We start from the raw sequence: 23,981 nt of genomic DNA, 5'->3' as shown, positions 1-23,981 counted from the left end.
TTCACGCAACGGACTCACGAAAGGCCGTGGCGGAGCTGGAGCGCCTGCTCGGGCTGGATCTCACCGTGAACGCCTGAGTGGCCAGGAGCCCCGGGGCCGGCGCACGACTTTGACCGGTGGTCAGGGCACCGGGTCGATCCATGTGGTTGCGGCACGGGCAGCGGGGCTGGCGACGAGAGCGTCGGCCGCCTGCCCGTACTTTTCCCGGTAGGCGGCATCGATTTCCGACGCGGGCGCACTGGCACGGGCATGCAGGAAGACGTCGCGGGTCACCGCCCCGACACGGATCTGTCCGCGGCCCTGTTCGTGCGCCGCCCGGTACCACTGGGACCGCGGGCCCCGGTAGGCGCGGACATACAGCCGGCCGGCCACCAGGACCATGCCGAGCTCCACACCGGGGTTGCCCCCGTCTCCGGCCGAGAGGACGAGGGATCGGGATTCGGTGAGGTGCGCGAGCTCCTCGGGCGTCCACGTGGTCACGGCGTCATGTCTCCGGTTCGCTCGCCGGTCGGCTGCGGGGTGGTCCACGAGGCGAGGATGCGCAGGGCGTCGTGGGACGGGCTGCCCGCTTCTGCGGTGAGGATCATCAGGCGCTGTCCGGAGCCGTCCGAGCTGCTCCAGGTGTCGCAGTCGAGGGTGAGGTCGCCGACCAGGCGGTGACGGTAGTGCTTGGTTCCGTAGCTGGCGCTGTTGACGTGGTGTTCGGCCCACCAGGCGCGGAAGTCGGCGTCTTGCACCGACAGTTCACCGACGAGGCGGGCAAGGCCGGGGCCGTCGGGGTCGGTCGCGGCCTCCATGCGCAGGGCGGCGACGGCCTCCCGGGCGTCGTGGGCCCACTCCCGGTGCAGGTGCCGGACCTCCGGGTCGGTGAACAGCAGCCGCAGGTAGTTGCGCCGGTTCGCCGGGAGTGCGGCGAAGTCGGTGTAGAGGGCTGCGGCGGCGGAGTTCCATGCCAGGATGTCCAGGCGTTTGCCGAGGACGAGCGCGGGGGTTTCGGTGAGCTGGTCCAGCAGGCGTCTCATCGCCGGACGCAGGCGCTCGGCGGGGCGGCGTCGCGGCTGTGCGTCGGTGCGGCGGGCGAGTTCGTGGAGGTACCTGCGCTGATCGTCGTCCAGACGCAGGGCACGGGCCAAGGTGGACAACACCGGCGCGGATGCCCGCACGCGCCCCTGTTCCAGCCGTGTGTAGTAGTCCACGCTGATGGCGGCGAGCCGGGCGACCTCCTCGCGACGCAGTCCGGTGACCTTCCGGACCGAGTCGGACTCGGGCAGACCGCAGTCCTGTGGCGCCAGCTGTGCTCGCCGGGCCTTGAGGAAGGCGCCCAGCGCCCGGGCGTCGGAGTCTGAAGTCATGCCTCCAAGTGTCGGTGCGGCGCGGCGGTCGTGGGACACCGGTGGGGGGGCAAGTTCTTTCCCAGGCAGAAACCTGGCTCTCCCGCTCGGGCAGAAGCAGCCGGATGGTGGACCTGTGCCCGGCCGGAGTGCGGCTTCCCGCTCCGTTCCGGCCGGTGCCTTCTGCCACGTCGCCACCGTTCCAGGGAGACCCCCGTGTCCAGGACCACCGTCAGCTTCGACAGCGCCGGCATCCCGATCGCCGCCCATCTGTACACGCCCGACACCCCGGGACCGGGCCGGCGGCCGGCACTCGTCGTCGGTCACCCCGGCACCGGCGTGAAGGAGCAGACCTCCGGCACCTACGCCCAGCGGATGGCCGAGCAGGGTTTTGTCACTCTGGCCTTCGACGCCGCCTACCAAGGGGAATCAGGCGGGGTGCCGCGCGGCCTGGAGGACCCCGCCCAGCGCATCGAGGACTTCAAGGCAGCGGTCTCCTACCTCACCACCCGCGAGGAAGTCGACGCCGACCGCATCGGCTTGCTGGGCATCTGCGCCTCCGGCAGCTACTCCCTGGCCGCCACCGGCGGCGACCAACGCGTCAAGGCCGTCGCCACGGTGTCCACCGCCGAGCCCGCCCGCCAGTTCCGTCTCGGAGCCGACGGCACCCAGGACCCGGCCGTCTTCCGGTCCCTTCTGGACGCCGCCGCCGCGGCCCGCAGCGCCGCCGCACGAGGCGGCGATGCCGGCGCGATGGCCGTCTTCCCGGAAACCGCCGAGCAGGCACGTGCGCTCGGCGGGCAGCACGCAGTCGAAGGGTTCGAGTACTACTGCACGGCGCGCGGCCATCACGAGCGCTCCGCCAAGACACTCGCCTGGGAGAGCATCGACAAGATGGCGGCCAGCGACGCCTTCCTCGCCGTCCCGCTGATCGGCCCCCGCCCCATGCTCCAGATCATCGGCGAGCGTGCCGTCACCGCGTGGATAGCCGTCGAAGCCCACCAGCGCGCCACCGGCCCCAAGGAGATCCACTGGATCAAGGGCGCGAGCCACGTCGACCTCTACGACAAGCAGGAGTACATCGATCCCGCCGTCGACAAGCTCACCGACTTCTTCACCACCGCACTCGCCACCGGCTGAAGGGTCTCAGACCGCCTTTGAGATCTTGTGGATCGGTGGGTGAGAGCGGTCGCGGGCCTGGTCGGGTGGCGGGGCGGCCGCGGGTGAGTCGGCGGACCATGATGCCGGTCATCGCCCAGCGGATCATGGTCTCGGAGTGGGCGGGGCTGGTCTCGTAGTCGCGGGCGAGGCGGCGGTGGGCGGTGAGCCACGAGAACGTCCGCCCGATCGCCCAGCGCTTGGGCTGGACCTGGAAGCCGCGCTGGCCGGGGGCCTTGCGGACGATGTCGAGCTCGCGGCCCAGGATCCGGGCGGTCCACTCCACCAGGCGGCCGGCGAAGCCCTGATCGGCCCAGAACCTCTCGATCCGCGGGTGGTCTCCGGCCGGGCGGCGAGCAGCTCCCGGTGGGCGGCGTCCAGCCGCACGCGGCGCAGGTGCGCCAGGGGGGTGCCAGGGGGGTGGTGCCCAGGTGGCGGCGGAAGGCGTACTGCGGGGCACGCGGGGTGACGTACGCGGCCGCGGCGATGTCGGCGAGGGCGATGTCCCGGTCCGCGTGCGCGTCGACGTAGGCCAACGCCCGGCGGACCGTGTCCGGCGTGGCGTCGGTGCTGTCGGCCCGGTGGTGGGCGCTCCGCCCGGTGTGCGGCAGCGCGGCGAGGGCGGCGGCCAGGTGCCGGGCGGGCGGTGCCCGCCAGCAGCCCGCCGGGGTCGAGGGCGATGTCGTCGAGGGCGTGGTCGCGGACGTAGGCGATGGCGGCGGCGAGCTGCCGGTTCGTGGTCGGCGTCACCGGGCGGTCCCCGGTCAGGCGCAGCGGCCGCCCGTCGCCGGTGGCGGGGGCGGGGGCGACGGCGTCGAGCAGCGCGGTGTCGAAGAGCGCGATGGTGTAGCGGGCTGCGCGGACCTCGCCCCGTAGGGCCGGTCGGGCGGGGCGAGCTAGAAGGTCTTCCCCGGTCCGTAGACCTCCTCGCGGCCGTCGGTCAGGTCGGCGAGCGTGCCGTCGTGCATGCTGATCAGGCAGACCCGGCCCAGCTCGCGGGCGTCGTAGGCCATCGTGTAGCCGAGGTCGAGGCGGTCCCGTCGCCATCGGGCCGGCCGCGCGGCGACCGATGCGCACCCGGGCGTCGTGCACCGGGCCCCCGATGCTCATCGGCGTGTGCGCCGTCGGCAGGAACTCCTGCGTGTCGGCCACGTCCGCGCTGTCGAGCACCAGCGAACCGTCCACCGCGCACCGCCCTTCCCGCGCGACCGCCCGGCGCGGCCCCACCCCTCCTGCCCCGGTCCCACCCCGGCTGCCCGATCGTAGGACCGGGCAGTCGGCCGAGCGGAGATTTCGCACGGCTCCGATGGATTGACCCGGCTTTGCCGGGTATGCGGACCCGTGTTCCGCTCCTTGCCGCCGCTGACGTCCCCGCACCTCACCGCGGGGCGCGCCGCACCCCACCGAGAGGATTTGCGATGGACGCCATCGTGCTGTTGAAGGACGACCACAAGACAGTGGAGAAGCTGTTCAAGGAGTTCGAGAAGGCGGGGGAAAGGGCGCACAAGCACAAGCGGGACATCGCCGACCAGGTGATCCGGGAACTCACCGTGCACACCTGGATCGAGGAGAAGATCTTCTACCCGGCCGCGCGGGAAGCCGTGCCGGACACCACCGACCACGTGCTGGAGAGCGTCGAGGAGCACCACGTCGTGCTCTGGATGCTCGCCGAACTGGCCGGACTGGACCCGGCGGACGAGCGCTTCGACGCCAAGATGACGGTGCTGATGGAGAACGTCCGCCACCACGTCGAGGAGGAGGAGCAGGAGTGGTTCCCCGAGGTCCGCAAGGCCATGGGCCGCAACCGCCTGACCGAACTCGGCGAGCAGATGGAGGCCGCCAGGGCCACCGCGCCGAACGACCCGCTCCAGGTACCCAGCGCCGGCGCGTGACCGCCTGAGCCGCTCCCCCACCGACCGTCTCGCCCGCGGCCCGCGGCGCTCGGGCCCGTCGTCGCCGACCGTTGCCGGGCGCGGCTGTTTGACCGCCCGCGAGCCGCCGTGGGAATACTCCTCCATGGCACTCGGAGCGCGGGGGACGACGGCGGTGCGCGGGCGGATGGTCTGGTTCCGCGGCGATCCGTTCCTGAGCGGACGTCAGGACGCCTTCGTCCACGAGCCCGACGGCCTGCTGATCTGCGAGGACGGGAGGATCACCGCGATCGGCGACCACGCCGCCCTGCGCGGCCGGCTCCGCGCGGGCGTCGTGCCGACGCACTACCCGGACCACGTCATCAGCGCCGGGTTCGTCGACACCCACGTCCACTACGCGCAGACCGGGATCATCGCCGCGTTCGGCTCGCGGCTCGACGACTGGCTGGACCACTACGCCTTCGCCGAGGAGCAGCGCTTCGCCGACGCCCGGTACGCCGCCGGCACCGCTTCCGCGTTCTGCGACGAGTTGCTGCGCAACGGCACCACCACCGCGCTGGCCTTCTGCACGGTGCATCCGCAATCGGTGGACGCCCTGTTCCGGGAGGCGTCCCGGCGCGGGCTGCGGATCGCGGCGGGGAAGGTGCTGATGGACCGGGACGCCCCCGACGCGCTGCTGGACACCGTGCGCAGCGGCTACGAGGACTCCGCGGCGCTGATCGCCCGCTGGCACGGCAAGGGGCGCAACCTCTACGCGATCACTCCGCGCTTCGCCCCCACCAGCACCCCCGAGCAGTTGGAGGCGGCCGGGGCCCTGTGGCGGGAGCACCCGGGGACGCTGGTGCACACGCACGTCTCGGAGAGCACCGACGAGGTGGCCCGGGTCCGTTCGCTGTTCCCGGACCGGAGCGGCTACCTGGACGTCTACGACCACTACGGGCTGCTGGGCCCGCGCGCGGTGCTCGCCCACGGCGTCCACCTGGGCGGGCGGGAGCGGGCGCGCTGCTCCGAGACCGGGACGGCGCTCTCGCACTGCCCCACCTCCAACCTGTTCCTCGGCAGCGGCCTGTTCCGCGTGCGCGACGCCAAGGACCCGGCCCGGCCGGTGCGCGTCGGCCTGGGCACGGACGTCGGCGCGGGGACGAGCTTCTCGATGCTGGCGACCATGAACGAGGCCCACAAGGTCGCCAAGCTCACCGGCTACCCGCTGGACGCGGTGGAGGCGTTCCACCTCGCCACCCGCGGCGGCGCGCAGGCGATGGGCCTGGAGGGGACGGTCGGCTCGCTGGAACCCGGCCACGAGGCCGACTTCGTGGTCCTGGACCCGAAGGCCACCCCGCTGTTGGCGCGGCGCACCGCGCGGGCCGAGGACGTCGAGGAACTGCTGTTCGTCCTCGCCGTGTTGGGCGACGACCGGGCCGTCCGCGCCACCTACGTCGCCGGCGCCCTCGCCCACGACCGCGACGCCCCCTCATCCGCCGCCCCGGCCTGAAGCCGGAAGGGGCCGGGGCCGTCCCGGGCGGTGGTCAGAGCTTCTCCAGGCGCCGGCGTGCGGCGGCCAGCGAGCGGCCGCGGGCCGGTGCCGCCCAGGGGTCGGCGGCGGCGAGGAGCTCGTCGACGGTGGCGATGGTCCACCGCCGGGCCGTGAGGGCGGGGTCGTCCAGTTCCTCCCAGTTCAGCGGCGCGGCGACGGGGGCGCCGGGCAGGGCGCGGACCGCGTAGGGGGTCACGGTGGTCTGGCCGTGGCCGTTGCGCTGGAGGTCGAGGTAGAGCCGTCCTCCGCGGGCCTGTCTGCGGGCCGCGGTGGTGAGCCGGTCGGGGTGGCGGGCGGCGAGCAGGTCCGCCACGTCCCGGGCGAAGGAGCGGACTTCGTCGAAGGGGGCCCGGCGGTCGAGGGGGACCGTCACGTGCAGACCGCGGGAACCGGTGGTCATCAGGGTGGCCGGCAGGCCGAGTTCGTCGAGCAGCGGGCGCAGCAGCCGGGCGGCCTCCCGGGCGGGTTCGAAGTCCTCGGTCGGCGGGTCGAGGTCGAAGACCAGCCGGTCGGGGTGGTCGGGCCGGTCGGCCTTGGAGAGCCAACGGTGCGGGGTGACGCAGGCCTGGCCGACCAGGTAGAGCAGGGTCGCCAGGTCGTCGCAGAGCGGGTAGTGGACCGTCCCGCCCTCCTTGGGCAGTTCGCTGCGGCGGACCCAGTCGGGGAAGTACCCGGGGGTGTCCTTCTGGACGAGTCGAATGCCGTCGATGCCGTCGGGGTAGCGCTCCAGCATCAGTGGCCGGTCGCGCAGGTGCGGCAGGATGCGCCGGCCGACCTTGCGGTAGTGGTCGGCGAGGTCGGCCTTGGTGATGCCTTCGTCGGGGAAGAGCTCCTTGTCGGCCCGTTCGATCTCGACGGTCCGGCCGTTCACGTGCAGGTCGGTGGTGGTCATGGCGCCTCCTCACCGGTGCGCTGGTCGTATGCCCGGCCGGGAGGGCCCGACACCGTCGGGGCGCGGCCGCGCGGGTTCCGGGCCCGGACCGCCGGCCGGGCCCGGCCGGGCGTGCGCCCCGTCAGGAGAGGAGTGCGCGGACCGCGTCCTCGACCGGGCCGTGGGTGGCGATCGGCCCGCCGTCGCTGCCGAGTCCGTCGAGGGCCGGGGCGATGGTGACGCCCTCGTCGAACAGTTCGACCAGCCGCGGGTTGATGTAGGAGGCCCGGCAGACGGCCGGGGTGTTGCCCAAGTGGTCGGCGACCTCCCGGACCACCCGGGCGACCGCCCGTCGCCGGGCGGCTTCGGACTTCTCGGCGGCCGGCCGCGAGACGGCGAGGCCGACCGCCGCGAGGACGGTGGCGTTCCAGGTGCGGAAGTCCTTGGCGGTGAGGTCCGTTCCGCCGGTCTCGCGCAGGTACGCGTTGAGGTCGCTCCCGTGCACCTCGCGCCACGAACGGCCCTCCCGGTGGACCAGCAGCCGCTCGCCCGGGTGACGGCTGCGCAGCAGGGAGCGGACCACGGCGCGGGTCGGCGGGTCGGCGAGGGCCGCGACCCGCCGTCGGCCGGACTTGGCGGGGTAGTCGAAGCGGACCTCGCCGCGGGCCAGGGTGACGTGCGAGCGCAGGACGGTGGTCAGGCCGTAGGAGCCGTTGTCGCGGGCGTAGGCGTCGGAGCCGATCCGGAAGAGGCCCAGGTCCAGCAGGCGGACGGCGCACGCCAGCACCCGTTCGCGGCCCAGTCCGCGCGCCGCGAGGTCCCGCTCAACGGCGGCGCGCAGTTTCGGGAGGCACCCGGCCACCTCCACGACGCGCTCGTGCTTGGCCTCGTCCCGCCGGGCCCGGAACGCCGGGTGGTAGAGGTACTGGCGGCGGCCGGCCGCGTCCGTGCCGACGGCTTGGAGGTGGCCGTCGGGGTGCGGGCAGATCCAGACGTCGGTCCAGGCGGGCGGCACCGCCAGGGCCTTGAGCCGGGCGCGCTCCTTCTCGGTCACCGGCCGTCCGTCCGGGGCGAGGTACCGGAAGCCCCTGCCGTGTCGCACCCGCCGGTACCCGGGCCCGTGGGGGTCGCTGGTCCTGAGGCGCATGGACGGAGTCCCTTCGTGGTGGACACGGCCGTCCGAACCACGGCCGTCCGAGCGCGGCGCGGGGCGCGCCGCCCGGTTCCGGGCGGTCAGGGCAGGGGGGTGCCGCCGGTGGCGTTGACGATCTCGCCGGTGATGTAACTCGCCTCCGGCGAGGCGAGGAAGACGTAGGCGGGTGCCATTTCGGCGGGCTGGGCGGGGCGTCCCAGCGGTGACTGCTTCCCGAATCCGGCCACCTTGTCGGCGTCCATCGTCGCGGGGATCAGCGGCGTCCACACCGGGCCCGGGGCAACGGCGTTGACCCGGACGCCCTCGGGGGCGAGTTGCTGCGCAAGCCCCTGGGTGAACGTGACGATGGCGCCCTTGGTGGCCGCGTAGTCCAGCAGGTGCGGGCTGGGTTTGTAGCCCTGGACGGACGCGGTGTTGATGATCGACGACCCCGGCCGCAGGTGCGGCAGCGCCGCCCGGCACAGCCAGAACATCGCGTAGAGGTTGGTCTTCACCACCCGGTCGAACTGCTCGGTGGTGATGGCGGCGAGCCCGTCCGGCTGGGACATCTGGTAGGCGGCGTTGTTGACGAGCACGTCGAGGCCGCCGAGCCCGTCGACGCAGCGGGCCACCAGGTCGGTGCAGAACCGCTCGTCCCGCACGTCGCCGCCCACGGCCAGTGCGCGCCGACCGGCGTCCCGGACCAGCCGGACGGTCTCCTGCGCGTCAGCCTCCTCCGCCGGGAGGTGGCAGAACGCCACGTCGGCGCCCTCGCGGGCGAACGCGAGCGCGACGGCCCGGCCGATGCCGGAGTCCGCGCCGGTGATCAGTGCGACCCGGTCGGTCAGGCGGCCTGCGCCGCGGTAGGTGTCCTCGCCGTGGTCCGGTTCCGGATCCATCTCGGCGCTGCGCCCGGGGTGGGGCTGTTGCTGCTCGGCGAAGTCGGGCTTCGGGTACTGCTCGGTGGGGTCGTTCGGGGTGAACTGGTCGCGGGTCATCGACCGACCCCCGGTCCGGAGGTGTCCGCCTGGCGCCGCCCTCCGGGGCGGCTCAGGGCTTTCTCCTCCCGGGAGCACCCGGTGGGAGCGGTCGGTGGCGCGAGGTGGCCTGCGGTCGGCGCCTGCGCGGTGCGGTGCTGCGCGGAGGTCATGGGGGTGTCCTGCCTTTCAGGAAGCGTGGAGCGGCCCGGAGGGCCGGGCGGGTTCGAGGACGAAGCCGCTGCTCGGACGGGCGATCATCCGGGCGAGGCTGATGGTGAGGTCCTGGTCCGGGACGGTGTACTCCAGTCGCGCGAGTCGCCGGGCGAGGGTCTCCAGCAGCCCGACGACGACCGCTTCGCCGGGGCAGCGGTGCCCGGTGGCGGGGTCGCCGCCGCCTTGGGGCACCAGCAGGTCGAGGTCGCCGGGTCGGGAGAGGAACCGGTCGGGGCGAAACGCGTACGGGTCGTCCCACAGCGCGGGGTCGTGGTTCTGCCCGTACAGGTCGAGCAGCACCAGGGTGCCCTTGCCGACGGGCTCGTCCCCGAAGGTGAGGTCGGCCGCGGCCCGGCCGCCCACGAAGGGCGCGAACGGGTAGAAGCGGCGGACCTCCTGGGCGAACGCCGCGGCGTACGGTCCGTCGTCCCCGGCGAGCCGGTCGCGGTTCTCGGGCCAGCGGTGCAGTGCGTGTCCGACGAAGGCCGTGAACCAGCAGACGGCGACGGTCGGGCGAAGGACGTTCAGCAGCTCGACCGCCGCCACGCGCGGCGCCAGCAGTTCGCCGTCCGCGTCGCGGTGCCGGGCGATCACCGCGACGGCGCAGTCGGTCGGCACTTCCACCGCCCCCTCCCGCACCCCGTTCACCAGGCGGGCGAGCCGGGCTTCCCGGCGCCGGCGGGCCGAGCGGCCGCGCCAGTGCCGCGGGCCGGGCGTCGCGAAACCGTCGACCATGGCGACCAGGTCCCGGGCGAACGGCTCGGCGTCGCCGTCGGACAGCGGGACGCCGGCCCAGCGGCAGACGCCTTCGGTGAGCACCCGGGCGGCCTCGTCGAGCAGGACGACGCGGGGCTGCTCCGCCCAGGCGGGCACGGACGCGTCCCAGACCGTTTCGACGGCGCGGACGAGCGAGCGGACCCGGTCGGGATCGGCGAGAAGCGAGAGGAACATCGCCTTGCGCAGGCGGTGAACGGCTCCGTCCAGGGAGTGGACGGCCCCGTGCCCGAACAGGGTGCTCTTCACCGGCTCGGGCAGTGCGCCGTCGCGGACGACGTGCCGTTCGTCGTAGAAGAAGCGCACCGCTTCCGGGCCGTGCAGGGCGACCGCCGGACGGCCCATGAGCCGTGCGCGCGCCACCGGCCCCGGGTGGTGGCGGCGCAGGTCGGGCAGCCAGGCGTAGCCGCGTGCCAGCAGTGACAGGGAACTGTCCGTCCAGGGGGAACGCCGGTGTCGGTCCATGGACCTCGGGTGCCCGGGCCGGTGACCCGGAAACCGGAAGCCCCCGGACGGCGGCAGGGCCGAGCCGGAGCCAAGGCTCTCCCCACCCTCGACGCCGTGCTGGCCGCGCCTCGCCATCGGAAGGAAACCCTCGCCGCGCGGCCCGGCGATGACCCACCGACGTGCTCGGTCAGCCGCCCGGAGCCCCGCCCCGTCCGGCTGGCCCCCCGGGACGGGGGCGTGGTGGCGGGCTCGGGGCGGGTGGCGCGCAGGTGGGGTCGGACGGTGAGGACCTCGTCGGCGCCGGTCACCGCCAGCAGGTGGAGCAGTTGGGGGGCCTGCGCCGACCAGGACCATCCAGACTTCGGCGGCTTCCGCGTCCGCGTGGGCCTGGAGCAGGGCGTTGAGGCAGGCTGGGTCGCAGAAGGTGAGCGGGGCGAGGCCGACGAGGGGCGGGGCCGGCCCTGCGGCGACCGCCTCGGCCAGTGCCGCTTCGAGGAGGTCGCGGGCGTCGTGGTCGGCCTCGCCCGTCAGGTGCAGGACGGCCGCCGTCAGCGAGGTGTCCGCTCTGACGGCCTCGAACGAGGTCCTGGCGGACTGCTCCTGCGCGGGTCGGTGCGATGGTGCTGCGGCGGGCACGATCCGCCCCCCCTTCGACGGGACGACCGTCCCGTGCGGTTGTCACCGGCTCCGGAGGAGCGGCCCGGTGTCCCCGGGACCTCTTTCCCGCGTACGGCGCAGGGCCGTACGCAGGTGCTCCCCCGTCCGTCCCGGGCCTCATCCGGCACCTACCCGGTGGGGCGGCGCCCCGTCGTCCCGTCCCCGGGACGGTGCGGACGGCCGGGCGCCTGCGGCGTCACTGTGCGGGGGCGGGCCAGGGGCGGGTGGTGAGGGCGGTGGCGACGTGGTGGAGGTTGCGGGCCATGGTGCGGCCGGTGGTGTGGGCCCACTCGTGGCCCTTGTCGTCGTCGAGGTAGTCGGGGCCGGGTCCGGGTCCCAGGTGCCAGTACGTCCAGGCCTGGGCGGGGATCGTGTAGCCGATGTCCACCAGGGCGCCGCAGATCTCGCTGATGACGTGGTGGGCGCCGTCCTCGTTGCCGGTGACGACGACCCCCGCGACCTTTCCGGCGGCGGCGGGCCGGCCGTCCTCGTCGGTCTCGGAGACCATCGCGTCCATGCGCTCCAGCACTCGCTGGGCGATCGAGGAGGGGCGGCCGACCCAGGTGGGCGAGGCGACGACCAGGATGTCGGCGGCCAGCAGCTTGTCGTGGACGCCGGGCCACTGGTCGCCGTCGCCCATGTCGGTCTTCACCCCGGGCCTGAGGTCGAGGTCGACGGCGCGGACGGTGTCCGCCTCCACGCCGAGGGAGGCGAGTTCGGCGACCACCACGGCGGCCAGCGCCTCGGTGTTCGACGGAGCGGGTGAGGGCTTGAGGGTGCAGTTGACGATGAGTGCGCGCTTGGTCGGCGCGTACCCCGCACGCCGGAGCACGAGGCCGCGGGGAGGCTGGGTTCACCCGGGCGGCGTCAGGGCGCTCCGGCTCCCGGACGGCCGTGTCCGGTGGGGTCGTGCTCGTCGGTTCCGGCCCCGTCGGGAGCGGCCTCCCGGGCGGTTTCCCCGTCCGTGCGGGGCGGCGCGGCTCCGGCCGGCTCGCGGTCGCCCGGGTAGGGCGTGCCGTCCGCGTCGTGCCATCCGTGCCGGCCGTCGCCCTCTTCCGGCGCCTGGGCGTCCTGTCCGTGGACGGGCGGGTTGTCGTGCAGGCGGGGCGTCGAGGCGGTCTCTTCCGGCCCCCGCTCGGCCGGGGTGTCCTGGGTGTTCACGGGTTCCTCCGCAGGATCGATCGGTGCACGCCCTCCCCGTGCGGCGGCTGCCCGTGCCGTCGCGGCCGAAACGCCCGCGGTCGCCCGCCGCGGTCACGGGCGGCCGGTCAGCACCCCGGCGGCCCGCAGGCGGAGCTCCTCCAGCAACCGGGCCTGCTGGTCGGCCCGGTCGGCGAGTTCGTCGAGCCGGGTCCGGTCGACGCGGGGATCGTCGCCGAAGAGTTCGGCCAGGGCGCTCCAGAGCTGGCGCTTGCCGACGACGCCGAGCCGCAGGGCCTCAAGCTCGACCAGATCGGTCAGCGGGGAGCGGCGCAGCAGGGTGCCGTTCGGTTTGAGCAGGCCCGCGAGTTCGCCGAACCGTCCCAGCCAGGCGTGGAAGCGCCGTTCGGGGACGCCGAGCTCCCGCATCACCCGGCGCAGGGACGCCGTGTCGCAGGCGATGTCCGCGGCCAGCTGCCGGAGCACGCGCCCTTCGTCCGGGTCTGGGTGGGCGTCGGCGGTCCGGCGGGTCCGCCGGGCGGCCGCTTCGGCACCGGCCAGGTGGTCGTTCAGGTAGATGGCGAGCAGGCGGTGGCTGGTGGGCGGTGCGGTCATGGGCGTGTCCGTCTCTCGCGTCGTCGGGGCGCGGCCGCGCCCGGTCCTGATCCTCTACGGAGGTGCCGTGCGTTCCGTCGTGCCGCGCGGTTTCCCCGGGAGCGCGTCCGCAATCCCCCGTCCGCCCCGGTGGGGCCGCCAGCCGACCAGGTCGGCGGGGTGCCGGGCGGTGAGCAGCGCGGTGGCGTCGTCCCGCAGGCGGTCGCCCTGCTGGGCGGTGACGAGCCGCATGAGGCGGCGCAGGGCCTCGGGGACGGGGGCGGGCGTGCGCGGGAACCCTTCCGGGTCGATGGCGGCGTGACCGGCGCTGGTGGCGTAGACGAGGTAGACGGCCACCTGGGAATTCTCGATCCGCCCTGCGGTACCCGTGTACTGGCGCTGCACGCCCACTGTGGCGATGCCCTTCTTCAGGTCGCCTGTCTCATCCACGACCAGGACGGGGTTCTCGTCCCCGAGGTTGTCGACCACGAAGTCGCGGAGGTCGTCGCGGACCTGGTCAGCATCCCAGGACGCCCGGCTCAGCAGGTGCTGCATACCGGCCGGGCTCGTGTCACCGGCATGCTCGGCGATCGTCCAGCAGTTCTTCCTCGGCAGGTCCGCGAGCAGGCCCAGCACGAATGCCCGCGCCCGGCGACGAGGCCCCACTCGGGAGAACCGGCCTGCTACCCGGCCCATCAGACCCTCAAAAACATGCTGCCACTGGGCGAGGTCTACGCTGTCGCCCACGGCCGTCGGCTGGTCTTCGTCTGTCCGCACAACTGACGATGATCAATGGTGATCGTCTCCGTCTCCGGAAGCGTCCGCCAGGTAGAACCATGCGGGCGTGAGGCGGGCTGTCGAAGACTCGGCCAACGGTGCCGGCGGGGAGCGGATCGTGATGGATGACACGGGGAACGCCGAGGAACTGCGGTCTACGGGACCCGAGGACTTTCCCTGAGCGCCGACGACCTGGGTATCGAGATCGGCCGGTGCCTGGAGCGCATGGAGCAACTGGACCTTTCGGGCATGATCCGCTGACCCGACCGATCACGTGGCGGACCGCCCGAGATGCAGTCTCGCTACGTGATCACGGTCCACAGCCGGAGTACTAGCCGACCTCCGGGGCCCGCCCGGCCAACAGTTTATCGGTGAGGATCCGCCGCTCGGCGAACACCGCGTCGCGGCGGTCCGCCATCTGCCGCAAGGCGTCCTTGCGGTCCCGCTTGGCGAGCCGGTCGACGTACAGCCGGCCCTCCAGGTGGTCGGCCTCGTGCTGCAGGCAGCGGGCGAAGTAGCCGAACCCCTCGATGGTGAGCGGCTTTCCGTCCTTGTCGTAGCCGTGCACCACGGAGCGCGCCGGCCGGGCGACGTCCACGGTGGCACCCGGCACGGAGAGGCAGCCCTCGACGTCCTCGATCAGCCGGCGCCCGCGCGTGGTGTCCTCCTCGACCACCGGGTTGAGGATGTGGCCAACGTGCCGGACCCCGTCCTCGTCCATGCAGTCCCAGACGAACAGCCTCAGGTCGACACCGACTTGATTGGCCGCCAGGCCCGCACCGGCGGCGATGTACATGGTGGCGAACATGTCGTCGACCAGCATGGCCAGCTCCGGCGTCCCGAACTCGGCGTCGGCCGGACGGCTCGGCCGGTGCAGAATCTCCTCCCCGATCTCGGTGACCCGCAGCACCGAACCGCGCCCGACCTCCGGCGGCAGCGCCGGGTATCCCTCCACCGGCTGTCCTTGCACCAGCACCCTCGCGCTGGCGCCGGGCCGGTCGAAGCCCTCATGCACATCTCCCATTGGCCGCCCCTCCATGCTTGCGAACAGACTTTGCAAAGTAGCAGGCTTTGCAAAGTGACTGAAGAAGTGAGCGAGGACCTCGCAGCCCCCGCCCCCCGCGCGGCCTCTGCCGCACTACCCGACCACGAGGTGCGCACCGCGCTGCTGCGGCTGTTCGAGGCCGAGGGCACGGTGACGGCCACGCTGGCGGCGCAGCGGCTCGGCTACAGCTCCGGCCTCTGCTCGTTCCACCTGCGCCAGTTGGCCCGCCACGGCGTGATCGAGCCGGTCCCCGTCAACGGCGGCCGCGCCCGCCCCTGGCGGCTGCGGCAGGCCGGCGTCGACCAGCCGCAAGCAGCGACGCCGGGCAACGACTTCGACCGGCTGGCACGGCGGCTGGAGGACGAGAGCTACCGGCGCTGGCTGGCCCATCGCGACCGGGCCGAGCCGCTGTGGCAGCAGGACGAGGCCTTCAGCTCGGTGGTCTACCTGACACCCGACGAGCTGACCCAAGTCGCCGACTCGGTGCGCCGCCTGCTCGCCGGCTTCCAGCACCGCGAGGCCGACCCGGCCACCCGACCGGCCGACGCCCGGCCGGTCGCCGCCGTCACCCGGCTCTTCCCGCTCCTGCCGGACGCGTCCCGGTAGCAGCCGTCGCCGACGGCGATCAACGCCCGCGTGGCACTCACCAGGAACACGCACCGCTCCGCGATCGCGGAGCGGTCCCGGTTGAGTTCGCCCCTCTCGGCGGACGGCCCGGGCGGGCACCGAGCCGCCCCGGAGATCCGTCACCCGCTCGGAGCCGGCCCGTCGTCCGCGTCCGAATCGGTGGGGCACCTGCTGCCGGCTGTCAGCACCGAGCAGTGCGAGGAAGGCGGTGGCCGGGCGGGCCGCCGACCCCCGCGGCCGCCAGCTGTTCTGCACCGACGGGGAGTTCAAGGACCACCTCGTCCGCTCCCGGTGTCCGGCCGCCGGCCTGAAGACCGGGCCGACCGCGCCGATCCCCTTCACCACCGGGCCCGGCTCCCGGCCGGCCACTGTCCGGCTGTTGCTGCTGTGCGAGGCGGCCGCGGTGCCCGCCGCGGCCGCCGAGCTGCTCTGCTCGGCCCGCCCCTGAGCACTTGGACGCCGAGGTCCGAACCGGGGTCACAGGCCGCCGTGGAGGCGGGCCGAGACGGTGAACAGGAGGAGGTGTCCGGCCTGGGCGGCGGGGCGGGTGTCTACGGGTGGAAGGAGACCTCCGGGTTCTGCGGGGTCGGCCCGTCGAGGAGCGGCTGGGCGAGGCCCTTGAGGTGCAGGTCGAAGAAGGCCGTGGCGTAGGTGCGGGTGAGCTGGAGGGCGCGCGCGGCGGGGAGGGTGCGGTCGGCGTCGGGGAGGCCGAGGGCGTCGAGGAGGACGGGGAAGTCGGTGAACGAGGCGTGGTTGGTGCCGGTGACGGTCAGCCAGCGTTTCCAGCCGTCGAGGCGGGGCCAGCTCTCGGTCCAGCTGGTGTCCTCGGCGCCGTCCGGCAGGGGGTGTCCGATCATCAGGAACGGCTTTCCGCCGAGGCCGGTGGCGGGCACCGGGACGTCCATGGTGCCGTCCAGGTCCGCGCCGGCCCGGATCCGGTCGTCGGCGAGGAGGGCGGGGACGGCGGCCGCACCGCCCGCGGAGTGGCCGGCCGTGCCGATCCGGTCCGGGTCGATCATGCGGGTGTAGCGCCAGGCGGGGTGGGGGTGGGCGGTCAGCCGGTCGATGACGAAGGAGACGTCGCGGGCTCGGCTGCGGTCCAGGCCCGCCCAGTCCTCCGGGCTCCTGAGCTGCCCGCACTCGACGCACGGGAGCGTGCTCCCGTCGGGGAAGGTGGTCCCGGTGTTCTCGTAGGTGTGGTCGATCAGCGCGACGACGTAGCCGTGGCTGGTCAGGTCCTCGGCGAGGCCGGTCAGCGAGGTGCGGGGCATGGTGAAACCGGGTGAGAGGAGCACCAGCGGGTAGCGGCCGGGCGCGGGGCGGGCCCCGGTCTCGGCCCAGGTCCGGGTGGCGGTGAGCGCGTCGGTGGGGATGGTGTTGCCCGGCAGCTTGGCGTCCAGCAGCATCCGGGCCGCGCCGGGGGTCATGTAGGGGGCCGGGTTGCCGGTGCCCGCCTTGGCCGGGTAGTACACCGACACCATCAGCCGGCGCGGGCCCGCCGAGGGCACCCACGGGTCGGGCCGGTCCCGGTCGACGAGCTCCAGGACGTCCTGCCCGACCGCGTACGGGCCGGTGGGGTGCGGCAGTTCGGCCCGGACCGCGGCCGGGGCGGCGGTGGAGGCGGCGACGGCCGGGGCGGCCCCCGCGGGTGAGGCGGCGGCGGCGACCGGCGGCAGGGCGAGCAGCAGGGCGGCCGCCGCAGCGGCGGGGCGGATTCTGGTCATGGGCGTGACCGTACGTTCCTTCCAGGGGAGCTGACGTCGGCTCAGCGGTGTAGGGGGTGGACCGGAGGGCGGACCGGTCGCCGGCACGCAGCCCCTACGGGGAACCCGCAGAGAAGCGCGGACGCAGCCGGGGCAGGGGCCTGCCGTCGGCAGGCCGTCAGCGAAGCCGCGCGCGCACGGCGGCGAGGGACCAGCCGAGCACGGGCGACAGGGGCTGCGGAGCGGGCCAGCCGTTGATCACCGCGAGCAGTCGGGCGTGCCGGTCCCGGCGCGGGTCGTGCGCCCTCTCCAGCCGCCGCAGCAGCCGGTGGCGCAGCGCGGCGTCGGCATGGTGGGTGCGCAGGTGTGCGTAGTGGGCGGCGATTGCTGCGACGACGGGGTCGGCTTCGGGTGAGGCCGGGTCGATCCACGCTGCCACGGCCGGGGCGGCCAGGTCGCGGACGGTGGCGGTGAAGTCGCGGCGCGGGCCGGTGGCGCCGTCCTGCGCCATGTCGGCCGCCAGGTCCTGTGCCGTGCGTCGCATGCCGGCCCGGAAGTCGGGGTCCAGGGCCAGTTCGGCCCACTCCACCCAGGCCCGGGCCTGTTCCGCTGCGGGGTCGGCGGGCGGTTCGGGGGTCATCGAGCGCCTCACCCCCGCGAATGCGCGGTTCCCGTCGAGGCCGTCGAAGACGGCGTGGAGGAAGTCCTCGACGAGGCCGCGGCGTTCCTCCTCGGTCAGTCGGGCGAGCTGGTGCATGACATCGGCCTCCTCGGGGGTCAGCCCGCGCTCGGCCACCACCGTGAGCACGGCGTGCCGCAGGCGCAGGACGCGGATCTGCACCGCCAGCGCCTCGGCGTGGGCCGCGGCCACCTCGGGCAGCGGAAGGTCAAGCTCGGCGACCTTGCGGATCGTGGGCAGGTCCAGGCCCAGTTCCCGCAGGGTCCGCACGAGCTCCAGGCGCGCGGCGGCAGCAGTGTCGTAGCGGCGGTGGCCCGCCGGGCTCCGTTGCGTCGGCGCCACGATCCCGCGATCGGAGTAGAACCGGATGGTCTTGACCGTCAGGCCGGTCCGCTGGGCCAGTTCACCGATCGAGTAGAGCGTGTCGCCTTCCATGGCCCCACCCTCGCGCCTCCCCCCGGGGGAGATGCAACCCCCTCCGGGAAACGCCTGCCGTCGAAAACCACCATGGCACCCGCCCCTGACCGCCGACGGCCGCACACCTGCCGCCGCCACTCCCCTGACGCCGGGTCAAGGCCAGATGCCAGGCTCCGCATCCGGCTCGACCAGGGCGACGGACTCGGCGAGCGCCCGCAGCAGGCGGGCGGCGTGGACGAAGTGGCGACGGCGCAACAGCCCGGCCACGGGCCGGGGCCCTCGCCGAGGTCGGCACCGTGGACCCGGCGCGCGAGCAACTGCTCGCTGCTCTCTTCCGTCCCCTCGACGTGGCACTGCCGACGCTCTACGCGCAGGGGTTCGGCGCCACTGGTAGCCGGCGTCCGTCGGAGCCCTGTCGCGCCCGGCGTCCAGCAAGGAGCATGAAGGCGCTCTCCCGGGGCAGGCGCTGGGTGCGGCGGACGAGGGCCCGGCCGACTCCCCCTGAGGCCGGGCCCCCCGCCGCACCGGGCCGCCGACTCGTGGGCTGGACGGTCGACCGGGTGACGTCCGGGTTGTACACCCCGGCCGACGCCGAACCAGCGGGTGCCGTGCCAGGGTTGACGGCATGAGGCACTCCGCTTCCGAGCTCGGCCCTGCCTCCGCCGCGCTGATCCCGCCCATGCTGCGGGAGGAGATCACCACCGCGGTCCACACCGTCCTGGCCGGCCAGGGCCTGGACACCCCCGCCGCCGGCAGGGCGCTCCACGCCTCCGCCCGGGCCGCCGCCGTCACCGGGGCCGCCAGGCACATCAGCGTGCCCGCGCTGCTCCATCTCCTGGGCGAGGTCGGCGCCGACCTCAACACCGAGGACGCCGCAGGGCGGCCCTGACGCCCGGGCAGCGGCGCCCTGCGCGGGGGCGGCGGTCTACGGGGTGTCACCCCGCCAGGTCCACCGGCCGGTGTCGTCCGGCTCGTAGAGCGAACGGCCGCCCGGTAGGCGCAGCGTGGGGGGTCAGCGCGGTGCCGGGGGCGTGCACGTGCTGCCGGAGTCCCGGGCGGCCAGGGGCCGGAGGCGGACGCGCTGGTCGCGGCGGCGCCCGGACGCCGGTTCCGGACGAGCGGGCAGTGGTGCCGTTGCCGATGCTGTGACCAGCAGGCCCACTCGTCGTCAGGAGCGTTCATGCGGGCAGTCGGGCGTACGGGACACCAGGTGGCGCGGATCGTGGTCGCGGCAGGGCTGGTGGTGGTTGCGGCGGCGGGGTGCTCGTCGTCGGGCGGCAGCAAGGCGGCGTTCACGGCGGGCAAGGAGGGCGTGAGCTCCGCGGCCGGGGCGTCGGGGCCGTCCGTCACGCCCGTGGCCTCTCCGGTGGGTGTGGGCAACACGGCGAGCTTCCACAGCCAGTACGCGGGGGAGGAGGGCACCACGCTGGAGGTGACGCTCGACGGAGTGGAGTACCGCTCCTCGATCGTCAGGACGGGCAGCAGCCCAGCGATCCCGAACCGGGGCGTGTACGCCCTCGTCTCGCTGACGGTGGCCAACACCGGTGCGTCCCCCGGCCTGTTCAACAGCCCGAACCTCGTGTGGGTGTCGCCGGACGGTCAGGCCGTCCGCGACACCGCAGTCCTGGTGCCAGACGTCACGCCCGGCACGGAGAGCCTCGACTCGACCGTCCAGCCCGGCCAGCACGTCACGGGAACGGCCGTGTTCGATGTGCCGGCCAGGGGCGGGCAGCTTCAGTACGAGATCACGGGGCAGGCACCGCTGTTCGTCCTGCAACTCCCGCCCAGCTGAGCGTAGGCGCCCAGGTGCTGCACCCGAGGGACCTGGGCGCGTACGCCACGATCGCCTACGAGCCGGCCGGCCTGCTCGGCCACCGCGATGGTCCGCATCAGGGATCTGCGAGGCCGGTGACCAACGGACGCACAGGCGTGCTCACCAGGAACTCGAGCGCCTCACGCACGTCCTGGTCAGCTGCCCGTTCCAGCCCCGTGTCGAATGCCGACGCCGTGAACAGCAGCATCAGCGTGGTGCCGGCCTGCTGACTCGGCGTCGGCTCCGACTCGACAAGGCCGATGGTCAGGTAGTCCCGCCCGATCCCGTACAGCAGGCCCTTGAGCCACTGTCCGATCGCCGGGCCGACTCGGCCGGTGGCAATCTGCTCCTCGACTGCCGCGCACAGGTTCAGCGCCCACGAGGCCACCGCCCCGGCAGCCTGCCAGGCGGCCCGCAGCCGCTCCATCGGCGTCTCCTGCGCCAGCGAGTACAGGTGGTGCAGCACGCTGCCCTGCGGCATCCCCGGGACCAGATGCGCGGGCGGGCCCTGCAGCGCGGGCGGCATGGCCGGACCGCTGGTCTCCAGGACCCTGGCCCCGAGGTTGGGGCCGGTGATCCCGGTGCGGGCCCGTAGGAAGCGGCCCATCACCTCACGCGAGATGCCCTCCGTTCCCTGCAGGACTCCCAGGGCGCCGTAGTACGCCATCCCGGCGTTGTCCAGCGGTTCCCCGGGGCTGTCGTCGTCGTGGGCCGCCATGTCGTCCCAGAGGTCTGCCAGGGCGGGCAGCTGCTGAAGCGCCTTGTCGATGGCGCGCATGCGTTGGGGGACGCGCACCACGTGGTGCTGCTGGTCCGTCGCGATCCGGTCCGCACCGTCGGCCAGCCAGTCGTCCAGGTCCTGTCTCTGTGCGCGCGGGCCGAGCGTCGTACTCATTTCCGCTGCAGGCTTGAGCACGGTGCGGGCGAAGGCCGAGCGCACCGACGCCTCGGGCACTGGCAGGCCTTCGCCGAAGGCCCCCAGGACCAGGTGGTCCCGGCGGGAGCCCTGCCGCTGCCGTCGGCCGAGCCAGACCACCAGCTCACCGACGGCCAGGTCGGTGCTCGATGTACTCCCGCCGGGCCGGCCCGGACGGCCACGCGGGTTGGGCGTCAGCAACGGGTCCGGCCGGCCGCGCCAACGCTCCAACTGCCTGGCGCTGACCTCGACCCCGTGGCCGCGGGCGTATTCGATCAGGCCGACGTCGGCGGCGCTGGGCGCGGTACGGACCATGGCCCGACGGTACGCCGCGCCCTCCCGCGTTAGAACCCCCCGATCTTCACCGGAATCCGCCCGAGGCCTACGGAGCACTCTGTTGTCCAGGGGCCGGCTCCGCCGGTTCCGCAACCGACCGGGCCCGCACGGGCAAGCCGAGCAGTGGAAGGAGGTGATTTCCGTGGACAAGAACGGGAAGAAGCTGGTCCTCGCCGTGGCCGCGCCGCTGGCGCGCACCGCAGGGCAGCGATGGGCCCAGCACCGAGGTGCGCAGCGGTGGGAGGCCGCGCTGGTCGGCGTGCTGGCTGCGGTACTGGCCACTGCGCTGATCCAGCAAGTGCTGTAACCGGGCCGGTCCGGGCACGGGCCGTGGGACTGCCCCACGCCGGTGCCCGGCCCTGCCGGCAACACTGCCGACAGCGCGGTCCGGCAGGGATTCGTTCGTTCCCGGCTCGCTCGGCACTACGCCGAGTCACCTTCCCCGGGTCGGCGCGCGGCAGGGGTGCGCGCTCGGGGCCCGGGGCCGGCGGAAGGCGGCGTCTGTCGCGGGTGCCAGTAGCACCGGCGCCGCGCCCGCGGCGAAGGCCGGTGAGGCGTTGACGGCGGCGGCCAGGTGCTCGCCGATATCCGGGTAGAGATGCGCACCGGCCAGCTGGGCCGGGGCCAGCCAGATCACCACTTCGGGAAGCGGCTGCTTGAACTGTGTTCGATTCGCAGTGGTTGTCAGGCGGCAGTTTCGTGAAGGTGAAGCGTCGGGTTGTTGCGGCCCGGCGCGGCACCGATCCACCCTGCATTAGGTACCTTCTTGACCGTTTCATCCTGATTCGAGTAAGTGGGTGTCCTATGGCGGTACAGAAGGATGACGTCACCGCCTCGGGGAGTCCCGACCGGCTGCTCGCGCTGTCGGACGGGATCTACGCGATCGCGATGACGCTCCTCGTCCTGGACGTGAAAGTCCCGGACGGCCTGGACGAGAAGGCGTTCCGGGACGCGATGGGCGATCTGCGGCCGCAGGTCGCCGCCTACGGGCTGAGCTTCTACGTCCTGGCCGCATTCTGGCGCGACCACCGCAGGCTCTTCCTGCTCGCCCGCCAGCTGGACACCTCCCTGCTGCGACTGACGATGGCTTCGCTCGGGGCAATCGCGCTGCTGCCGTTCCCCACCGCGCTGCTGGCCGACTATCCCGACGAACCGGCCGCGGTCTCCCTGTACGCGATCGTCATCGTCGTCATCGAGGCCTTCCACATGGCCATCGCCGCGATGCTCTGGCGCCGGGAGCACCTTCAAGCCGAACCCATCAGCGACGCCCTCGGGCACGCCGTGCTCTGGGACCTGGGCACCACCGCCATCGTCTTCGGGCTGTCCGTACCCATCGCCTGGCTCTCGCCCACAGCGGCGCTGTGGACGTGGCTCCTGCTGATCCCCGCGAAGATCACCTCGGGACGGGGGCTGCGCTCCGCCATGCGATCCAGCTCTACCCCCTGACGGCCAACAATTCCTGCACGACCACGTTCCCGGAACCCGAAAGACGCCACCGTTCGAATGCAGCGCGGCCTTCGGCCGCCTCCCGAAGCGGGGTTCTGGCTCAATTTCCGTGAAATGACGCCAGCCACGACTGCGCCCGTCCTGGGAACAGGCCGCTAGCCTGCCGACTGCCCGATGCCGATGAGCTGGCTGCTGGGTCACCACGGAAGCTGAGCCAGAACCAGAACTCGTGAACATCGCCCACCCATGGTTCGGGGCGCCTCCCAAACTCGGGCTCGGGCCTGGTGCTGGCGCCGACCGGAATTCCGGTCGGCGCCCTGCGCGCGTTCCGGCACAATGCCAGGACGGACGAGACGTCGATCAGCCGACTGGAACTGCGCACCGAGGACCGGGGCCACCGGATCGAGGTCCGGCCGCTCGCCGACGACCGCGACCTGCCGACGCTCCGCTTCGACGCCGGGCAGTACGCGGCGGAGCTCGACCGCGCGGGCAGCGGCGTCGAGGACTGGCCCGCGCGCAGAATCGGCCGCCTGCTGAAGGACGAACTCGTCCGCCGCCCGGAGCTGCCGGCCGCCTGGGAGTGCGAGCTGGACGCCGTGGGGAGTTGGCCGCAGGAGCCCGACCGGATCGAGGTGCGGTTCTGGCACCCGGCCGCGCCCGAGCCCCGCAGCGACGAGCCGTTCCTGCAGTTCACCGTCGAACTGCCCGTCCCCGCCGGTGAACCGCGTGCGGCGGCTGCCGAGTTGGTCGATCGTCTCACTGCGGCCGACCCGCGTGCCCGGGCGAAGGTCTGCGGCGGCCGGGCGGACTACGCGGAGGCGCTCGGCTACCCGTGGCCGGAAGACATGTGAGGTGCTTCGCGGCCGGGCCGCAGGTCGGTACCGTCTGCGGACGTCGCTGGCCCAGGTGCTGTTGAGTCGGTGGACGGCTGGCGTCGGGCCAGGCGCCCGCCCGGCCAGAACCCGTGAGCAGACGGCAGTGTGCGGGGCGGCTGGACGGGACACTCAGTCGGCCGTGATGTGTGCGAGGGCTACTTGGAGGCGGCGCACTGCATTCTCGGCCTGGGCGTATTGGTCAAAGGAGGCCAGGACAGCACCGAAAGCACGGTCAGGGTCGGCAGCTGGCGCCCACCGGTCCGCGCGGGGGTGTCGGTGACGGGCTCGGAGAAGGCGGGATGGAGGAGGAACGGCGGGCGGTCATGATCACAGTCCGGCAGTCCGGCCGGGCCGGCCGACGTACCCTCCCAGCGCTGTCCCAGCCTTGGCGCCTCAGATCGCCCGGGCAGGCGGCAGGTCCGCCTCACTGGAGGCGTGACGTCCATGGCCGGGCTCGCACTGGCCCAGCTCGCGCAGCTGCTCCTCGCCCACCCCGTCGGCCACGGCCTCAGCAAGGGCCGCGTCCAGCTCACGGCGGGTACGGGCATGCTCGGCAATGGCCCGCTCGACACGCTCCAGAGAACTCGCCGTCCTGCGCTTGGGGCTGGTGATCACCTTGAGATTCATGCGACTCGCGTGCCCCCG

Annotated in this window: 24 protein-coding genes and 3 pseudogenes; 10 read left to right on the top strand and 17 right to left on the bottom strand. The window is 73.5% G+C overall.

All coding sequences use genetic code 11. The annotated features are described in order from the left end of the window. Nucleotides 1–120 precede the first annotated feature (120 nt). Together EDD39_RS37340 and EDD39_RS37335 are read right to left on the bottom strand one after the other, a co-directional pair. A complete protein-coding gene (locus EDD39_RS37340; protein WP_123563997.1) occupies nt 121–480 on the bottom strand; it encodes a DUF2255 family protein in 360 nt (119 codons plus the stop codon). Then, nucleotides 477–1,352: a helix-turn-helix domain-containing protein gene (locus tag EDD39_RS37335; protein WP_123563996.1), complete on the bottom strand. Its 876-nt coding sequence runs from the start codon at nt 1,350–1,352 to the stop codon at nt 477–479. The genes EDD39_RS37340 and EDD39_RS37335 overlap by 4 nt, the downstream gene beginning before the upstream one ends. 195 nt (nt 1,353–1,547) lie before the next feature. On the opposite strand from EDD39_RS37335, the gene EDD39_RS37330 reads away from it, so the two are divergent. Then, on the top strand, nt 1,548–2,471 hold the full coding sequence (locus tag EDD39_RS37330; RefSeq protein WP_123563995.1) for an alpha/beta hydrolase: 924 nt from the start codon (nt 1,548–1,550) through the stop codon (nt 2,469–2,471). On the opposite strand, the pseudogene EDD39_RS37325 reads toward EDD39_RS37330, so the two are convergent. Further along, nucleotides 2,446–2,829 (bottom strand): annotated as a pseudogene (locus EDD39_RS37325) (transposase); the annotation flags it as partial. The gene EDD39_RS37330 and the pseudogene EDD39_RS37325 sit on opposite strands and share 26 nt — an antisense overlap. A gap of 1,078 nt (nt 2,830–3,907) precedes the next feature. Here EDD39_RS37325 and EDD39_RS37315 point away from each other — a divergent pair. Together EDD39_RS37315 and guaD are read left to right on the top strand one after the other, a co-directional pair. After that, nucleotides 3,908–4,381, top strand: coding sequence for a hemerythrin domain-containing protein (locus tag EDD39_RS37315; RefSeq protein WP_123563992.1), 474 nt, complete (start codon nt 3,908–3,910; stop codon nt 4,379–4,381). A gap of 124 nt (nt 4,382–4,505) precedes the next feature. Next, nucleotides 4,506–5,852, top strand: coding sequence for a guanine deaminase (guaD, locus tag EDD39_RS37310; protein WP_123563991.1), 1,347 nt, complete (start codon nt 4,506–4,508; stop codon nt 5,850–5,852). A 34-nt stretch (nt 5,853–5,886) separates the two neighbouring features. On the opposite strand, the gene ligD is transcribed toward guaD, so the two are convergent. The 10 genes and pseudogenes from ligD to def form a co-directional block, all read right to left on the bottom strand. Further along, nucleotides 5,887–6,786, bottom strand: coding sequence for a non-homologous end-joining DNA ligase (gene ligD, locus EDD39_RS37305; RefSeq protein ID WP_123563990.1), 900 nt, complete (start codon nt 6,784–6,786; stop codon nt 5,887–5,889). A 121-nt stretch (nt 6,787–6,907) separates the two neighbouring features. Next, nucleotides 6,908–7,912, bottom strand: a complete 1,005-nt coding sequence (locus tag EDD39_RS37300) for a DNA topoisomerase IB (RefSeq protein WP_123563989.1) — start codon at nt 7,910–7,912, stop codon at nt 6,908–6,910. A gap of 86 nt (nt 7,913–7,998) precedes the next feature. Continuing rightward, a complete protein-coding gene (locus EDD39_RS37295) occupies nt 7,999–8,895 on the bottom strand; it encodes an SDR family oxidoreductase (protein ID WP_123563988.1) in 897 nt (298 codons plus the stop codon). A 168-nt stretch (nt 8,896–9,063) separates the two neighbouring features. Then, complete coding sequence (locus EDD39_RS37290) at nt 9,064–10,329, bottom strand: cytochrome P450 (protein ID WP_148089605.1); 1,266 nt, start codon at nt 10,327–10,329, stop codon at nt 9,064–9,066. Nucleotides 10,330–10,653: 324 nt separating this feature from the next. Then, nucleotides 10,654–10,947: pseudogene (locus tag EDD39_RS42850) on the bottom strand (STAS domain-containing protein); the annotation flags it as partial. A gap of 217 nt (nt 10,948–11,164) precedes the next feature. Next, a complete protein-coding gene (locus EDD39_RS37285; RefSeq protein WP_208765772.1) occupies nt 11,165–11,800 on the bottom strand; it encodes a flavodoxin family protein in 636 nt (211 codons plus the stop codon). 35 nt (nt 11,801–11,835) lie between these two features. Continuing rightward, complete coding sequence (locus EDD39_RS37280; RefSeq protein ID WP_123563986.1) at nt 11,836–12,129, bottom strand: hypothetical protein; 294 nt, start codon at nt 12,127–12,129, stop codon at nt 11,836–11,838. Nucleotides 12,130–12,222: 93 nt separating this feature from the next. Next, complete coding sequence (locus EDD39_RS37275) at nt 12,223–12,723, bottom strand: hypothetical protein (RefSeq protein ID WP_123563985.1); 501 nt, start codon at nt 12,721–12,723, stop codon at nt 12,223–12,225. Nucleotides 12,724–13,002: 279 nt separating this feature from the next. After that, nucleotides 13,003–13,398: pseudogene (locus EDD39_RS37270) on the bottom strand (IS701 family transposase); the annotation flags it as partial. A gap of 412 nt (nt 13,399–13,810) precedes the next feature. Further along, on the bottom strand, nt 13,811–14,503 hold the full coding sequence (def, locus tag EDD39_RS37265) for a peptide deformylase (protein ID WP_123563984.1): 693 nt from the start codon (nt 14,501–14,503) through the stop codon (nt 13,811–13,813). A 54-nt stretch (nt 14,504–14,557) separates the two neighbouring features. On the opposite strand from def, the gene EDD39_RS37260 reads away from it, so the two are divergent. Both EDD39_RS37260 and EDD39_RS37255 read left to right on the top strand, forming a co-directional pair. After that, nucleotides 14,558–15,130: a winged helix-turn-helix domain-containing protein gene (locus tag EDD39_RS37260; protein WP_341869368.1), complete on the top strand. Its 573-nt coding sequence runs from the start codon at nt 14,558–14,560 to the stop codon at nt 15,128–15,130. A 229-nt stretch (nt 15,131–15,359) separates the two neighbouring features. Next, complete coding sequence (locus EDD39_RS37255; protein ID WP_123563982.1) at nt 15,360–15,599, top strand: hypothetical protein; 240 nt, start codon at nt 15,360–15,362, stop codon at nt 15,597–15,599. Between the two features lie 103 nt (nt 15,600–15,702). On the opposite strand, the gene EDD39_RS37250 is transcribed toward EDD39_RS37255, so the two are convergent. Both EDD39_RS37250 and EDD39_RS37245 read right to left on the bottom strand, forming a co-directional pair. Next, nucleotides 15,703–16,875: an alpha/beta hydrolase family protein gene (locus EDD39_RS37250; RefSeq protein WP_123563981.1), complete on the bottom strand. Its 1,173-nt coding sequence runs from the start codon at nt 16,873–16,875 to the stop codon at nt 15,703–15,705. Between the two features lie 157 nt (nt 16,876–17,032). Then, the gene (locus EDD39_RS37245; RefSeq protein ID WP_123563980.1) at nt 17,033–17,968 is read right to left on the bottom strand and encodes a MerR family transcriptional regulator; all 936 of its coding nucleotides are present in this window, start codon (nt 17,966–17,968) and stop codon (nt 17,033–17,035) included. Between the two features lie 607 nt (nt 17,969–18,575). Here EDD39_RS37245 and EDD39_RS37240 point away from each other — a divergent pair. Both EDD39_RS37240 and EDD39_RS37235 read left to right on the top strand, forming a co-directional pair. After that, complete coding sequence (locus tag EDD39_RS37240) at nt 18,576–18,839, top strand: hypothetical protein (protein WP_123563979.1); 264 nt, start codon at nt 18,576–18,578, stop codon at nt 18,837–18,839. 321 nt (nt 18,840–19,160) lie between these two features. Continuing rightward, entirely contained in the window at nt 19,161–19,742 is a 582-nt protein-coding gene (locus EDD39_RS37235; protein WP_162870340.1) for a DUF4352 domain-containing protein, read from the top strand. Nucleotides 19,743–19,839: 97 nt separating this feature from the next. Here the strand turns inward: EDD39_RS37235 and EDD39_RS37230 are convergent, their stop codons facing one another. After that, nucleotides 19,840–20,994, bottom strand: a complete 1,155-nt coding sequence (locus EDD39_RS37230) for a hypothetical protein (protein WP_123563977.1) — start codon at nt 20,992–20,994, stop codon at nt 19,840–19,842. 163 nt (nt 20,995–21,157) lie between these two features. On the opposite strand from EDD39_RS37230, the gene EDD39_RS40070 reads away from it, so the two are divergent. From EDD39_RS40070 to EDD39_RS37220, 3 genes are all read left to right on the top strand, one after another. Next, complete coding sequence (locus EDD39_RS40070) at nt 21,158–21,322, top strand: hypothetical protein (protein ID WP_162870339.1); 165 nt, start codon at nt 21,158–21,160, stop codon at nt 21,320–21,322. 497 nt (nt 21,323–21,819) lie between these two features. Continuing rightward, on the top strand, nt 21,820–22,461 hold the full coding sequence (locus tag EDD39_RS37225; protein ID WP_123563976.1) for a TMEM175 family protein: 642 nt from the start codon (nt 21,820–21,822) through the stop codon (nt 22,459–22,461). Nucleotides 22,462–22,745: 284 nt separating this feature from the next. Then, complete coding sequence (locus tag EDD39_RS37220) at nt 22,746–23,312, top strand: hypothetical protein (RefSeq protein WP_123563975.1); 567 nt, start codon at nt 22,746–22,748, stop codon at nt 23,310–23,312. 417 nt (nt 23,313–23,729) lie between these two features. On the opposite strand, the gene EDD39_RS37215 is transcribed toward EDD39_RS37220, so the two are convergent. Then, the gene (locus EDD39_RS37215) at nt 23,730–23,963 is read right to left on the bottom strand and encodes a hypothetical protein (RefSeq protein WP_123563974.1); all 234 of its coding nucleotides are present in this window, start codon (nt 23,961–23,963) and stop codon (nt 23,730–23,732) included. Between the last annotated feature and the right edge of the window lie 18 nt (nt 23,964–23,981).

It is taken from the genome of Kitasatospora cineracea (assembly GCF_003751605.1).
GTDB lineage: Bacteria > Actinomycetota > Actinomycetes > Streptomycetales > Streptomycetaceae > Kitasatospora > Kitasatospora cineracea.
Note: the sequence above shows the minus strand (reverse complement) of the source record. Positions and strands in the feature narration are given on the sequence as shown.